Annotated in this window: 12 protein-coding genes; 10 read left to right on the top strand and 2 right to left on the bottom strand. The window is 68.1% G+C overall.

The annotated features are described in order from the left end of the window. Positions 1 to 647 precede the first annotated feature (647 nt). On the bottom strand, positions 648 to 1,955 hold the full coding sequence (gene hflX / locus F464_RS0119020; protein ID WP_018991439.1) for a GTPase HflX: 1,308 nt from the start codon (positions 1,953 to 1,955) through the stop codon (positions 648 to 650). A 185-nt stretch (positions 1,956 to 2,140) separates the two neighbouring features. Further along, a complete protein-coding gene (locus F464_RS29030) occupies positions 2,141 to 3,337 on the bottom strand; it encodes an XdhC family protein (RefSeq protein WP_018991438.1) in 1,197 nt (398 codons plus the stop codon). 229 nt (positions 3,338 to 3,566) lie between these two features. On the opposite strand from F464_RS29030, the gene F464_RS0119010 reads away from it, so the two are divergent. The 10 genes from F464_RS0119010 (at position 3,567) to F464_RS0118965 (ending at position 14,524) form a co-directional block, all read left to right on the top strand. Then, positions 3,567 to 4,571, top strand: coding sequence for an AraC family transcriptional regulator (locus F464_RS0119010; RefSeq protein WP_018991437.1), 1,005 nt, complete (start codon positions 3,567 to 3,569; stop codon positions 4,569 to 4,571). 115 nt (positions 4,572 to 4,686) lie between these two features. Further along, on the top strand, positions 4,687 to 5,511 hold the full coding sequence (locus F464_RS0119005) for an SDR family NAD(P)-dependent oxidoreductase (RefSeq protein ID WP_018991436.1): 825 nt from the start codon (positions 4,687 to 4,689) through the stop codon (positions 5,509 to 5,511). A 10-nt stretch (positions 5,512 to 5,521) separates the two neighbouring features. Next, on the top strand, positions 5,522 to 6,289 hold the full coding sequence (locus tag F464_RS0119000) for an SDR family NAD(P)-dependent oxidoreductase (RefSeq protein WP_018991435.1): 768 nt from the start codon (positions 5,522 to 5,524) through the stop codon (positions 6,287 to 6,289). A gap of 11 nt (positions 6,290 to 6,300) precedes the next feature. Then, a complete protein-coding gene (locus F464_RS0118995; RefSeq protein ID WP_018991434.1) occupies positions 6,301 to 6,930 on the top strand; it encodes a nuclear transport factor 2 family protein in 630 nt (209 codons plus the stop codon). A 12-nt stretch (positions 6,931 to 6,942) separates the two neighbouring features. Continuing rightward, a complete protein-coding gene (locus F464_RS0118990) occupies positions 6,943 to 8,007 on the top strand; it encodes an alkene reductase (protein ID WP_018991433.1) in 1,065 nt (354 codons plus the stop codon). Positions 8,008 to 8,089: 82 nt separating this feature from the next. Then, positions 8,090 to 9,469, top strand: a complete 1,380-nt coding sequence (locus tag F464_RS0118985; RefSeq protein ID WP_018991432.1) for an MFS transporter — start codon at positions 8,090 to 8,092, stop codon at positions 9,467 to 9,469. A gap of 98 nt (positions 9,470 to 9,567) precedes the next feature. After that, positions 9,568 to 10,050: a MarR family winged helix-turn-helix transcriptional regulator gene (locus F464_RS0118980; RefSeq protein ID WP_018991431.1), complete on the top strand. Its 483-nt coding sequence runs from the start codon at positions 9,568 to 9,570 to the stop codon at positions 10,048 to 10,050. An 85-nt stretch (positions 10,051 to 10,135) separates the two neighbouring features. Further along, on the top strand, positions 10,136 to 11,602 hold the full coding sequence (locus F464_RS0118975) for an efflux transporter outer membrane subunit (protein WP_018991430.1): 1,467 nt from the start codon (positions 10,136 to 10,138) through the stop codon (positions 11,600 to 11,602). Between the two features lie 29 nt (positions 11,603 to 11,631). Beyond that, positions 11,632 to 12,927 (top strand): HlyD family secretion protein, encoded by a 1,296-nt coding sequence (locus F464_RS0118970; protein WP_018991429.1) that lies wholly within the window; start codon positions 11,632 to 11,634, stop codon positions 12,925 to 12,927. A gap of 43 nt (positions 12,928 to 12,970) precedes the next feature. Further along, positions 12,971 to 14,524, top strand: a complete 1,554-nt coding sequence (locus F464_RS0118965) for a DHA2 family efflux MFS transporter permease subunit (RefSeq protein WP_018991428.1) — start codon at positions 12,971 to 12,973, stop codon at positions 14,522 to 14,524. Positions 14,525 to 14,568: the final 44 nt, after the last annotated feature.

Genomic DNA, 14,568 nt, shown 5'->3' with positions numbered 1-14,568 from the left:
AAAACCCGTTCCGTCGATCGTCGCGATGCACTGCGTCTGGCGGTTACCCCGGCCTCCCAAGGCCAAGAGGCGGATAGCCTATGGGGCCGGCGCACCAGGCAGTACAACATGGATCACTTTGTCCAACGCAACGAGGGCGTTGCAGGCAACAGCACGGCATGGTCGCGGCTGTGGCCGAGCTGACCTTGGACAACGCAGAGTGGATTTGTGCGAACGGCAACTACCGGGGGGCGAGCGGTCGTTCGGCTGGCTGCTTCAGTGAAACGGGCAATGGTCGATGATGGCCGGACAGAGACCTCGCCACGTCGCTGGCCAAGGACTGAATCGCTCGGAAAGCTGCCGGTCGTCCGCAAAATGTGACGCAGCAGGGCGAATGGCGGCTTACCGGGGTGCGACCCCTATCAACGTCCGCTTCAGCGAAAACGTCCATCGGCCGGTCTGGCCAAGCAGTTCGGATTGGCCCGCTGGCCGGTTTGCGAGTGGAGCCGCCACTTCGACGGCGGCCACGACAAATGTGCGGCGGGCCGATTCTGCAACGATCTGCGTAAAAACCGTGCTCGATGCACTCCCTGCGCGGGAAAGCAAACCGAACGTAGCCGCGCGAAACCCGGCTCTGGAAAACACCAGGCTCTCCCGCTATCCTCGCCTCATCGCACCTGCACGAACTGCTCGCGCAGGCTCTCCACGGTGTCGCGCTCGCCGCGCACGTGGAAGAACGCGCCCTCGTCCTCCGCGCGCTCCTCCAGTACCTCGCAGTTCGCGTAGATGTCCTTGCGCCATTGCTGCGCGGACCACGGAAGGAACAATTCGGCGGCGACCAGATCCTGCTGGAAGAACGCGACGATCTTCTGGCGCAGCTTCGCGACGTCGTCCGGGCGACGGGCGCTCATGACAACGCAGTCCGGGTACTGCGCCCGCAATGCCGCTTCGCATTCCGCTTGCGCGTCGGCATCGCCGACGTGGTCGATCTTGTTGAAGACGCGCAGGCGCGGCAGGACGTCGGCGCCGATCTCTTCGAGTACGTGATCCGTGACCTCCAGCTGGCGCTGGAATCCTGGGTCGCTGGCATCGATGACGTGGAGCAGCAGCGATGCGTCGAGCGCTTCGTCGAGCGTGGACTTGAACGACGCGACGAGCCCGTGCGGCAGGTTCTTGATGAAGCCGACGGTGTCGCTGACGAGCACCCGCGGCACGCTCTCCGGGTAAAGAACCCGCACGGTGGTGTCGAGGGTCGCGAAGAGCTTGTTGGCGACGAGCACTTCGCTGCCGGTGAGCGCCCGCATCAAGGTGGACTTGCCGGCGTTCGTGTAGCCGACCAGCGCGACGCCGGCGAGGCTCTGGCGCCCCTGCCGACGCGCACGCTGGGTCTTGCGCTCGACCTCCATCGCGTCGATTTCCTCTTGCAGCTCGGCGATGCGGTCGCGCACCTTGCGCCGATCGAGCTCGGTGTGCGACTCGCCCGCCCCGCGGCCACCGGTGCCGCTGCGCTGGCGTCCCTGCGGCCCGGCGAGCTTCGCTGCCTCGCGCAGGCGCGGCGCCATGTACCCGAGGCGCGCGATCTCGACCTGTGCGCGTGCGGCGCGCGAGCGTGCGTTGCGATGGAAGATTTCGAGGATGACCATGGTGCGGTCCATCACCTCGCAGCCCACCTCGACTTCGAGGTTGCGCGCCTGCGACGGCGAGATCTCGTGATCGACCAGGATCGCGTCGATCTCGTGAGCGCTGCCGCCATCGACGTACTCGCGGATCTCCTGCCGCTTGCCGACGCCGAGGTAGCCGTTCGTGTCGAAGCCGGAACGCTTCTGGACGAAGGTGTGGACGACGGTCAGCCCCAATGTCTTTGCGAGTTCGCGCAGCTCGGTCAGCGACGCCTCGAACTCGACGTCAGTCACGTTCGGCAGTTGTACGGCCGCGACGACGGCGTATCGGGATTTTTCCTGGACTTCCCTTTGCATTAGGAGATTGCGTCCCTTGAATGAGCAAGACGGGATGGTACACGTGAGCACGGCGACCACGCCGATCTCCCGCACCACGCCGGGCAATTTAGTGCCAACGACGCTCCCGAACCGGTCCGTGGCGATTACGACGCGAATCGCGGTTCGACACAGCAAGTCTCGCCCGCGATGTTTCGGGAGCTTCTTCAAGGCGCCGGCAAGCCGCACACGATCTCGCCCCGCTCCACGCCCGCCGCAACCACGGTTTCGGCGCCCTCGTGCCGCGCATGCAGGGGCCCGCGCCGCACCCGCGCGAAACCGCCCGTACACCCGGCGATGACGGCGCGGATTTCGGCGACGATCGCGAGCGCGATTTCCTCCGGCGTGTCGGCTCCGATATCCAAGCCCGCGGGGCCGTGCAGCCACCCCGCCACCTCGCCGCGCACGTCCAGCCCCTCGTCCTCCAGGGCCGCAAGCAGGCGATCCGTGCGCCGCTTCGGGCCGAGCAGCGCGACGTAGCGCGGGCGGCGCGGGATCAGCGCGCGCAGCACGCGCAGGTCCTCGAAGTAGTTGTGCGTCATCACGACCGCGATCGCACCGCCATCCTCCGGCAGCCCGCCCAGGGCGGTCTCGGCATCGGCGACGAGCACGCGATCCGCCCCGACGAAGCGGCCCTGGATGCCATGGCCGGCGTTGCGCGACACGACGCTCACCTGCCATCCGAGCGCTTTCGCGAACTGCGCCACCGGGACGGCATCATGACCGGCGCCGAAGATCGTCAGCGCAGGCGGAGGGGTCACGAGCTCGATGAAGGCTTCCACCTGCCCCGCCGGGGTGGGGAGCCGCACGCGCGTCGAGCGCCCGTCGCGCAAGGCCGTGCGCGCCGAATCCTCCAGCCGGGCGCGCAGCGCTGCGTCGTCGATGCCGCACGTGCTCAGAGAGCCGTCGTCGCCGAGCGTGAGCCGCGCACCGATCCGCGCACCGCCGGCGCCCTGCGCGGCGAACACCGTCGCGACCACGCCCCGGCGGCGCCGCCTCAGGCAGTCCGCGACGAAATCGAGCATGGCGGAAGATCCGTCCGGCGCGAGCGGCTCGACCAACACGACTACAACACCGTTGCAGCCCAGCGAATAGCCTTCCGCGAGATCCTCGCCGGTGGAGTCATACACGACGACCGTCGGCTCGCCGCTGTGCAGGACGCGCGCGGCCTGCCGGAACACATCCCGTTCGAGACAGCCGCCGCTGATCGCGCCCGCGCTCTCGCCGTCCGCGCTCACCAGCATGCGCGCACCGGGTCGCCGGTAGGTCGAGCCTTCCACGGCAACGACGGTGGCCAGCGCCGCCTGCTCGCCGAGACCGCGCAGGCGCGCCCAGCACTGGATGATCCGCTGCATTTCGTTCATCGGCGACCTCCCCATCCGTATCACGAACCTCACACGCACTCTCCCGCGCGGCGCGCAAACCCGCATCGTTCCTTTGCATTACGGCCGCGCCCGCCCTGCAAGCCCCTACTTGCGAGCTGGATTTAATGCGATCGGGTGATGCGCCCGATCGAGGGGTCGACGACGATTCCGATGCGGCCAAAGACGCATCAAGCGCCCCGGAACGCGACGGATACGGACGGAGACGACCATGAACGACCTTAAACCGACTGGCAAACTCGACTTCTATCTCGCCCGCATGGCCAGCCGCGGGATCAGTACGGAATGCGTGCTCGCCGGCACCGGCCTGCGCCGTGGGCAAGCCCAGGACCATGGCCTGCCGCCGCATCCGCCGCAGTACCGGCGCGTCATCCTCAACATGCTCGAACTGACGCGCAACCCCTGGCTCGGGCTCGCGCTCGGGGAGGAATTCCGCCTCAGCGACCTGGGCATCCTCGGCTACGCGGCGCTCAGCGCCTCCACCCTCAAGGACGCTCGCGAACTCTACGACCGTTACCGCGGCCTCAACGAGCACATCTTCTCCACCACGAACACGATCAAGAACGGTCGCTGGTTCTCGGAGATCCACGACGCCTATCGTCTCGGCGACGTGATGCGCTTTGCCGTCGAGGAGTTCGTCAGCCAGACCATCCAGCTGGCGTCGTCCCTGACCGGCCGCCCGTTCCCGATCCTCGAGCTGCACCTGACCTTCCCCAAGCCTTCGGACGTCTCGCCCTACACCCGGCGTTTCAACTGCCCCGTCTACTTCAACCAGTCGCGCAACCTCGTCGTCTTCGACATCAACCGCCTGCAGGACCCGATCAGCCTCGCGAACCCGGAAGTGTTCAAGCTCTGCGCCAGCCAGTGCGAGATGCTTGCCTCGCGCCAGCGGCACGACGCCCGCCTGTCGGAACTGATCCGCGACTACCTCGTGAACCATCCCGGCGACTTCCCGACGCTGGAGGAGATGGCCGGCCACCTGAACGTCGGCGCGCGCACGCTGCGCCGACGGCTCGTGGATGAAGACCAGAGCTACCAGAAGATCCTCGACGACACGCGCAAGGATCTCGCGATGCAGTACCTGCAGCACACGGGGCTGACGCCCAAGGAGATCGGCTACATGCTCGGGTACAGCAGCGTCAGCAACTTCCGCCGGGCCTTCAAGGCGTGGACGAACCAGACGCTCTCCGACGCACGCCTCGCGCACGCTGCCTGACCGCATGCACCGGAAATCCCCTCCTTCCCCGGCGATAGTCCCATCGGACGATGGCACGCGGGAGCGGGATCCCTACGCTCACACCACGCTAACAGACAGTTCCAGGAGACAAGGCATGAGATTCGCAGGGAAAGTCGCAGTCGTCACCGGCGCAGGCCAGGGCATGGGACGCGCCATCGCAATCCGCCTCGCGCAGGAAGGCGCCACCATCGTCGCAGTCGATGTGAATGAAGCCAGCGCGAAGGAAACGCTGGAGCTCGCGGGCAACAAAGATGGCATCGCCCGCGTCTGCAACATCGCCGACAGCGCCTCCGTGAAGGCCCTGTTCGAGGAAGTCGACGGCCGCTACCGCCGCCTGGACGTGCTCGTCAACAACGCCGGCATCGGCAGCGCCAAGAACGACGGCTTCGACAAGCTGCTCGCGCGCATGAACGAACGCGGCGAACAGATGGCGCGCGGCGAGAAGCCCACCGTGTATCCGGATCTCATCTGCGACATGGCGGACGAAGGCTGGCGCGGCGTCATGCAGGTGAACCTCGACGGCACCTTCTTCTGCACCCGCGAGGCCGTGCGCGTGATGATCAAGCACGGGATCAAGGGCGCCCTCGTCAACATCTCCAGCACCTCCGCCATCTCGGGCGAAGGCGCGCTGCACTACGCCGCCTCCAAGGCCGCCCTGACCGGCATGACGCGCAGCCTCGCACGCGAACTCGCGCCGCGTGGCATCCGTGTGAACAACGTGATGCCCGGCCCGGTGAACACCCCGATCATGGCCAACGTCTCGCAGGCCTGGATCGACTCGATGGTCGCCGGCATCCCGCTCGGCCGCATGGCCGAACCCTCGGACATCGCCGCGACGGTCGCCTTCCTTGCGTCCGACGACGCCGCGATGGTCACCGGTTCCGATCTCGTCGCCAACGGCGGCTCGTACTTCAAGTAAGGAGATGAGCATGTCCGGAAAACTGCACGGCAAGGTCGCCTTCGTCACCGGCGGAGGCTCCGGCATCGGCGCCGCCACCGCCCACCGCCTCGCCGCCGAAGGCGCCACGGTCGTCATCTGCGGCCGGCGCAAGGAGCCGCTCGACGAAGTCGTCGCCGCCATCGTCGCCAAGGACGGCAAGGCCGAAGCGGTCGTCGTCGACGTCGGCAACGAGGCCCAGTTCGTCGCCGCGCTCGAAGACACCGCCAAGCGCCACGGCCACCTCGACATCCTCGTGAACAACGCGATGGCCTTCACCTGGGGCGCGATCGAATCGACCTCCACCGCCGACTGGCACGCCAACTTCGCGACCTCGGTCGACGGCACCTTCTGGGGCACGCGCACCGCGATGAAGCTGATGAAGGGCCGTGGCGGCGCGATCGTGAACCTCTCGTCGATCTGCGGCACGCTCGGCACGCCGTGGATGGCCGGCTACTCGGCCGCGAAGGCCGCGATCATGAACTTCTCGCGCGCCGCGGCCGCCGAAGGCGCCCCCGACAACATCCGCGTGAACGTGGTGATCCCCGCCGTCGTCGAGACGCCTGCCACCGCCGGCATGCTCGCCGACGAGAACTCGCGCCGCACCACCGAGAAGCTCATCCCGATGGGCCGCGTCGGCCAGGCCGACGAACTCGCCGCCGCCATCGCCTTCCTCGCCGGGCCGGACGCGTCCTACATCACCGGCGCCGCCCTGCCGGTCGACGGGGGCCGCTCCGCCGTCCTCGTCACCGCGCTCTGATGAGGGACGCAATGAGCACGCCCACGCTCGAAGAACGCATCGACCGGCTCGAATCGATCGACGAAATCCGCCAGCTCGCCGCGAAGTACTCGCTGTCGCTCGACATGCGCGACATGGACGCGCACGTGAACCTCTTCGCGCCCGACATCCGCGTCGGCCGCGAGCGGGTGGGCCGCTCCCACTTCAAGGCCTGGCAGGACGACACGCTGCGCGATCAATTCACCGGCACCTCGCACCACCTCGGCCAGCACATCATCGAGTTCATCGACCGCGACCACGCCACCGGCGTCGTCTACTCGAAGAACGAGCACGAGTGCGGCGGCGAGTGGGTGATCATGCAGATGCTGTACTGGGACGACTACCAGCGCATCGACGGCCGCTGGCTGTTCCGTCGCCGCCTGCCCTGCTACTGGTACGCGACGGATCTCAACAAGCCGCCGATCGGCGACATGAAGATGCGCTGGCCGGGACGCCAGCCCTATTCGGGCACCTTCCACGAGCTTTTCCCGTCGTGGAAGGAGTTCTGGGCCGAGCGCCCCGACAAGGAATCCCTGCCAGAGGTCGCGGCGCCCGCGCCGCTCGAGAAGTTTCTCGAGACGATGCGGCGCGGCACGCCTGCGCCGAAGATCCGCGTCCGCTGAAGGAGCCCGCACATGCCAGATCTGTTCTCCCCGCTCACGCTCGGCGACATCGAGCTCGCCAACCGCATCGTCATGGCGCCGATGACCCGCAGCCGCGCCGGCGCGGGCGACGTGCCCACCGAGCTGATGGTCGAGTACTACCGCCAGCGCGCCACCGCCGGCCTCATCGTCGCCGAGGGCACCCAGCCCAGCGCCAACGGCAAGGGCTACTGCCGCACGCCCGGCATCCACACGGCTGAGCAGATCGCCGGCTGGCGCAAGGTCACTGACGCCGTGCATCGCGAAGGCGGGCGCATCGTTCTGCAGATCATGCATGTCGGGCGCGTCGCCAGCCATCTCAACAAGGATGCCGGCACCGAAACGGTCGCCCCTTCGGCCGTCCGCGCCGCCGGGAAGATCTTCACCGACGCCGCCGGCATGGTCGAGTACGACCTGCCGCGCGCGCTGCGCACCGACGAGATCCCCGGCGTCATCGCGGAATACCGCCGTGCGACCGAATACGCGCTCGAAGCCGGTTTCGACGGCGTCGAGCTGCACTGCACCAGCGGCTACCTGCCGATGCAGTTCCTTGCCGCCAACACCAACCTGCGCGACGACGCCTATGGCGGCTCGCCCGAGAAGCGCCTGCGCTTCGTCGTCGAAACGCTCGAAGCGATGGCGGCGGGAGCCGGCGCGGGCCGCGTGGGCCTGCGTATCTGCCCCGCCAATCCCTTCAACGACGTCGTCGACGACGATCCGGTGCGGACCTACACCGGCCTGCTTCAGGCGATCGACCCGATGGGCCTCGCCTACCTGCATGTGATGCGCTCGCCCGTGCGCGAACTGGACGCCCTGGCGCTGGCCCGCGCGAACTTCCGCGGCCCGATCATCGCTAACGACAGCTTCAAACTCGCCAGCGCCCAACGCATCCTCACGGAAGGCAAAGGCGAAGCGGTCTCGTTCGGACGCTTCTTCATCGGCAACCCCGACCTCGTCCGCCGCTTCCGCGACGGCGCCCCGCTCGCCGAGTTCGACCAGAACACGCTGTACACGCCGGGGCCCAGCGGCTACACGGACTATCCGGCGCTCGCCGCCTAGTCTTACCCGCACGGCGTCGCGCATCGGGGCGGCTCGCACGGGCCGCCCCATCACAATTTCCCTCACCCACCCGGGAGTCTCCATGGATTCGCGCGCCGCGTGGAAGATCTACGTCGCCCTGCTGTTCGGCACCTTCGTCACCATCGAGGCCGCTGCCTTCCAGGCGCCCGCCCTGCCCAGCCTGACGCGGCACTTCGGCATCCCGATCAACCTCGCCGCGCTCGTGCTGATGTCCTACTTCGTCGGACTCACGGTGTTCGCGCCCATCATGGGCCGCCTCGGCGATCAGCGCGGACGCAAGCGCGTCCTGCTCGCCGGGCTGCTCGTGTTCGCGCTGTCCGAATTCGCCGCCGCAGCGGCCCCGACGTTCAATGTCTTCCTCGCCGCGCGATTCGCCCAGGGCCCCGGCGTCGCCTGCATCCTGCCCGGCGTCTTCGCCTACATCGGCCATCTCTTCCCCGAACACCGCCGCGGCATGGCGCTGGGCATCTTCGCGATGACGATGACGCTCGGCGCGGCGAGCGGCGGCCTGCTCGGCGGCCTCCTGATCGACCGCCTCGGCTGGCCCAGCGTGTATTGGATCAGCGGCGCGCTCGCCATCGTCGGCATTGTCCCGGTCGCCCTGCTCATCCCGGACATCCGCAGCGAACGCTCCGCCGCGCCGTTCGACCTCAAGGGCGCGCTCTATCTCTTAGCGACCATCGCCGCCCTGCTCTCCCTGCCCACCTGGGTCGGCAACTTCGGCGTGCGCTCGCCCTACACCGCCGTGATCGTCGTCACCGGACTCCTGGGCCTCACGCTGCTATGGCGCAACAGCCAACGCGTCGCCGCGCCCGTCATCGACATCGCCATCCTGCGCCGCACCGCCTTCGCACTGCCGAGCGCGATCTACTGGCTGCACCTGCTGTCCTTCAGCGGCGTCGTCTATTCGCTCGCCTACTTCATCACCGGGCGCCCCGGCGGCAACGCCGCACAGTTCGGCTTCGTCACCCTCTTCCTCTACGGCAGCAGCGTCCTCGCCTCCCCGTTCGCCGGCCGCCTCGTCGACCGCATCGCCCCCCGCCACGTCACCGCCGCCGCCCTCGCCGGCATGCTCGCCGGCCTCGCCCTGCTGCTCACGCTGCGCAGTGACACCCCGCTCTGGATCGTCATCGCGACCGTCTGCGTGCTCGGCCTCGCGATGGGCTGCAACACCCCCGCCGTCATGAAACTCGCCCTCGGCGCCGTCCCGCCAGAACGCCTCGGCGCCGGCACCGGCCTCTTCAGCACCCTGCGCGACCTCGGCGCTCCGACCGGTTCCTCCGTGTCGCTGGCCACATTCAGCGCCTCGCTGGGCTTCCACAGGGCACAAGGGACGCCCGATGCCCTCGCCGCGGCGCTCGGCACGGTGGGCTGGCTGCTCGTCGGCCTGATCGGTTTCGCACTGCTGCTCAGCTTGCGATTGCAGGGATCGCGCACGTGAGGCTCGACGAATTGCTTTCGCAATTCTCGTCTTGACAATAACTGCCTAAGCAGCGATATTGCTGCTCAGGCAGTTACTGACTGAATCGAGCATTAACCATGACGACGCAAGAAATCCCGAACACCCCCGACACCCCGCTCTACACGCCCGAGAACTGGACGATGGACGAAAGCATCGGCTACCTGCTCACCCAAGTGCGCGGCCGCATGGTCGCCGCCATCGACGCCGAACTCGCGCCGCTGGACATCACCTGGGCGCAGTGGGGCATCCTGCTGCAGATCGCCAACGGCAAGGCCCAGACGGCTGCCGAGCTGTGTCGCAACACCGGCTGCGACACCGGCTCGACGACGCGGATGCTCGACCGTCTCGAGCAGAAGGGGCTGATGCGCCGCGAACGCAGCACGGAGGACCGCCGCATCGTGCATCTTCGCCTCACCGAGGCCGGCAAGGAACTCTACCCGCAACTCCCCGAGATTGCTCTGAAGGTGCTCAATCGCCACCTGAATGGCTTCACCCGCAGCGAACTCGAGCTGTTCAAGGGCTTCCTGCGGCGCATGATCGCCAATGCCGATTCGGCCTGATGCGCCGAATTTTTTTGAGCTGATTACTGCCTAAGCAGCCACAGCCTAACCTGTAACATCCCTGGCAGATTTTCCGGAGTCCATCATGAGCGTCCGCCCTTTCCTGCTCGCCACCCTCAGCGCCGCCGTGCTCACGGCCTGCGCCAGCTTCGAGGGACTCGCCCCGCGCGCCGGCCTCGATGATGCCAACCGCCTCGCCACCGGAAGCACTCTGGCCGGAACGTCGGCAGCGACCGCGGCATGGCCGGCGACGAACTGGTGGACCGCGTTCGGCGACGCGCAGCTCGATCGCCTGATGAACGAAGCGCTCGCGACCAGCCCGAGCCTGCGCAGCGCCCGCGCCCGTCTGGATCGCGCGAATGCCGCCGCCGGGCTCGCCGACGCGGCGCGTATGCCGCAGGTCACCGCGAACGCGGCGAGCACCAACCAGCGCTTCAGCGAGAACGGCCAGGTCCCGCCGCCGCTTGCGGGTTCGACCAAGACCTCCAACCGCGCCGCGCTCGACTTCAGCTACGAGCTGGACTTCTGGGGCAAGAACGCTGCGGCCTTCGAATCGGCCGTCGGCAACGTCCGTGCGGCCGAAGCCGAGACGCAGCAGGCGCGTCTGCTGCTGTCCTCCGCGCTCGCCCGCAGCTACATCCAGTTGCAGCGCGAATTCGAGCAGCAGGACATCGCCGAAGCGCTGCTTCAGCAACGCCGCCAGCTGCAGGACCTGACCGAGCGCCGCGTGCGCGCCGGCCTCGATACCGCCGTCGAGATGCAGCAGGCGTCCGCCGCGATTCCCGTGACCGAAGCCGAACTCGCCGCGATCCACGAACGCATGGCGTTGCTGCGCAATCAGATCTCCGCACTCCTCGGTGCCGGCCCGGACCGCGGCCTCGCGATCGCGCGCCCCACGGTCGATGTCGCGCACACGCTGGCGCTACCGTCGGTATTGCCGGCCGAGCTGATCGGCCGCCGGCCGGACGTCGTCGCACAACGTTGGCGCGTCGAGGCCGCGGCGAAGGACATCGACGTCGCGAAAGCGCAGTTCTATCCGAACGTGAACCTCGTCGCCTTCGTCGGCTTCCAGTCGATCGGACTCGGACATTTCCTCGACGCGGGCAGCCGCATCGCCGGCGCGGGCCCCGCAATCAGCCTGCCGATCTTCGACGGGGGCCGCCTGCGCAGCCAGCTCGCCGTACGGGACGCGGACTATGACGCCGCAGCCGAACAGTACAACGCAACGCTCGTCGAGGCGCTCCGCGACGTCGCCGACCAGATCGCGTCGTGGCGCGCGATCGACACCCAGCTCGAACAGAGCCGTGCCGCGCTCGGCCGCTTCGACGAAGCCTACCGTCTGGCCCTGCTGCGCTACCGCGAAGGCTTGTCGACCTACCTGACGGTGCTCAGCGTCGAGGCGCAAGTGCTCGGCCAGCGTCGGCAGGTGGCCGACCTTGAAGCCCGCCGGCGCGATACCGCCGTGGGCCTCGCCCGTGCGCTCGGCGGCGGCTTCGAGCCCGGCGCCTCCCCCACCACTGCCCAGAACATCCGTACCCCCGCAGCCGCCTGAGCCCTTCCCGGCTCCGAAGGAGAACAACGATGACCGCCAACACCCCCCAAGCCGCCGCCGTGCCAGAATCGACGCCCCGCCGCAAACGCATGCTGCTCGCCCTCACCGGCCTCTTCGCCGCCACCGGGATCGCCTACGGCACCTACTGGTCGCTCTTCGCGCGTCATGTCGAGAAGACCGACGACGCCTACGTCGCCGGCAACGTCGTGCAGATCACCCCACGCACCGCCGGCACCGTGCTCGCGATCCATGCGGACGACACCGACTTCGTGCGCAGCGGCGAATCGCTGGTCGAGCTCGACCAGGCCGATGCCAAGCTCGCACTCGATCACGCCCAGGCCCAGCTCGCGCAGACGGTGCGCGAAGTGCGCACGCTGTTCGCGACGAGCAATGCGCTGTCGGCGAACACGAAGCTGCGCGAAGCCGATGTCGCGAAAGCCCGCGATGACCTCGCGCGCCGGCAGGCCCTCGCAGGCAGCGGCGCCGTCTCGGCCGAGGAGATCGAACACGCCCGCACCGCGCTCGCCGCCTCCACGGCCGCACTCGCAGCGTCACAGGAACAGTACGCATCGAACCACGCGCTGATCGACAACGCGACCGTCGAGCAGCATCCGCGCGTGCTGGCCGCCGCCGCCCAGGTCCGCGAAGCCTGGCTCGCCTACGAGCGCACCGCGATCCCCGCGCCGGTCTCGGGCTACGTCGCGAAGCGCGCAGTGCAGGTCGGCCAGCGCATCGCCCCGGGAGCCCCGCTGATGGCCGTGATCCCGCTTGACCAGGTGTGGGTCGACGCCAACTTCAAGGAAGGCCAGCTCCGGCGCATGCGCATCGGCCAACCAGTGACGCTGACCTCCGACATCTATGGCAGCCATATCGAGTACCACGGCAAGGTCGCCGGCCTCGCCGCCGGCACCGGTTCGGCCTTCGCGCTGCTGCCGGCGCAGAACGCAACGGGCAACTGGATCAAGGTCGTGCAGCGCGTGCCGGTGCGCATCGCGCTCGATCCGGCAGAGCTCGGCGAGCATCCGCTGCGCGTCGGCCTGTCGATGCAGGTCGATGTCGACGTCCACGACCAAAGCGGCAAGCAGTTGGCCGAAGGCGGCAAGCGCCACGAGCCGGTCGCGCAGACCGAAGTGTTCTCGCAAGAGAGCGCGGGGGCGGATGCACTGGTCAAGCAGATCATCGCCAGCAACCTGCACGGGACGCCCGCGCAGGACATCCCGCCGCTCGCCCGCCGCGGCGACGCCACCCGCCCCGCTGCGCAGATGGCTGGCGACGCGCTGAAGACACAGCCGCTGATCCGCACCAGGCTGCAGCTCGCTCACTGAGCTGCCCCCACCCACGACAACGGCTGCAACCGGAGCTCCCGCCATGAGCCAAGCCTCGCAACCGCTCCCCCCGCTCTCGGGCGGGGCCCTGGTCCTCGCGACGGTGGCGCTGTCGCTCGCCACCTTCATGAATGTGCTCGACACGACGATCGCCAACGTGTCGATCCCGACCATCTCCGGCGATGTTGGCGTCAGCGCGAGCCAGGGCACCTGGGTGATCACGTCCTTCGCCGTCGCCAACGCGATCAGCGTGCCGCTCACCGGCTGGCTCACGCAGCGCATCGGGCAGGTGAAGCTCTTCGTGTCGTCGATCGTGCTATTCGTCATCGCCTCGTTGCTGTGCGGTATGTCGACGAGCCTCGAGATGCTGATCGCCGCGCGCGTGCTGCAGGGCGCGGTCGCGGGACCGATGATCCCGCTATCGCAGGCGCTGCTGCTGCAAAGCTATCCGAAAGCAAAATCCGCCATGGCGCTCGCGATGTGGTCGATGACGACGCTGGTCGCACCGGTGCTCGGACCGATCCTCGGGGGCTGGATCTCGGACAACTACACCTGGCCGTGGATCTTCTACATCAACATCCCGGTCGGCCTCGGCGCCGCGTGGCTCACGTGGCGGCTGATGCGCACGCGCGAATCCGCGACGAGGAAGCTCCCGATCGACGGCGTCGGGCTCGCGCTGCTCGTCCTCGGTGTCGGTGCGCTGCAGGTCATGCTGGACAAGGGCAAGGAGCTCGACTGGTTCGCGTCCGGCGAAGTCGTCACGCTCGCCGTGGTCGCCGTCGTCGCGTTGAGCTTCCTCGTCGTGTGGGAGCTCACCGACAAGCATCCAGTCGTCGATCTCACGCTCTTCAAGCGGCGCAACTTCGCCACCGGCGTGGTCTCCGTGTCGCTCGCCTACGGTCTCTTCTTCGGCATGGTCGTGCTGATGCCGCTGTGGCTGCAGCAGTTCATGGGCTACACGGCGACCTGGGCGGGCCTCGTCACGGCGCCGATCGGCATCTTCGCGCTGCTGCTATCGCCCTTCGTCGGTCGCATCCTGCCGCGCACCGACCCGCGCCTGATCGCGAGCTTCGCCTTCATCGTCTTCGCGACCACCGCCTTCATGCGCGCAGGCTTCAACACCGACGCCGACATGATGGCGATCGTGATCCCGCAGCTCGTGCAGGGCGCGGCGATGGCGACCTTCTTCATCCCGCTCACCGCGCTGACGCTGTCCGGCCTGCCGCCCGAGCGCATCCCCGCCGCCGCCGGCCTGTCGAACTTCTTCCGCATCACGGCGGGCGGCATGGGCGCCTCGATCTCGACGACGATGTGGGACGACCGCGCCGCGATGCATCACGCGCATCTGGTCGAACACATCACCGCCTACGATGCCCCCACCACACAGGCGCTACAGGGCATGTCCGCGTTGGGGCTGGATCCGGCGCAGGCGATGGGCATGATCGAACGCCAGGTCACGCGCCAGGCCTACATGCTGTCGGCGACCGACCTCTTCTGGGCGGCAGGGATCCTCTTCCTCGTCCTGACAGCCCTGATCTGGTTGAGCCGCCCCGTGACGAACAAGATGGACACGAGCGTCGCCGGCGGTGCCCACTGAACCGCTTGCCCACTCGGCGAAACCCCTCGAACACGGACAGGGGA

The sequence above is a fragment of the Aromatoleum toluclasticum ATCC 700605 genome (assembly GCF_000378245.1).
GTDB classification, from domain to species: domain Bacteria; phylum Pseudomonadota; class Gammaproteobacteria; order Burkholderiales; family Rhodocyclaceae; genus Aromatoleum; species Aromatoleum toluclasticum.
Note: the sequence above shows the minus strand (reverse complement) of the source record. Positions and strands in the feature narration are given on the sequence as shown.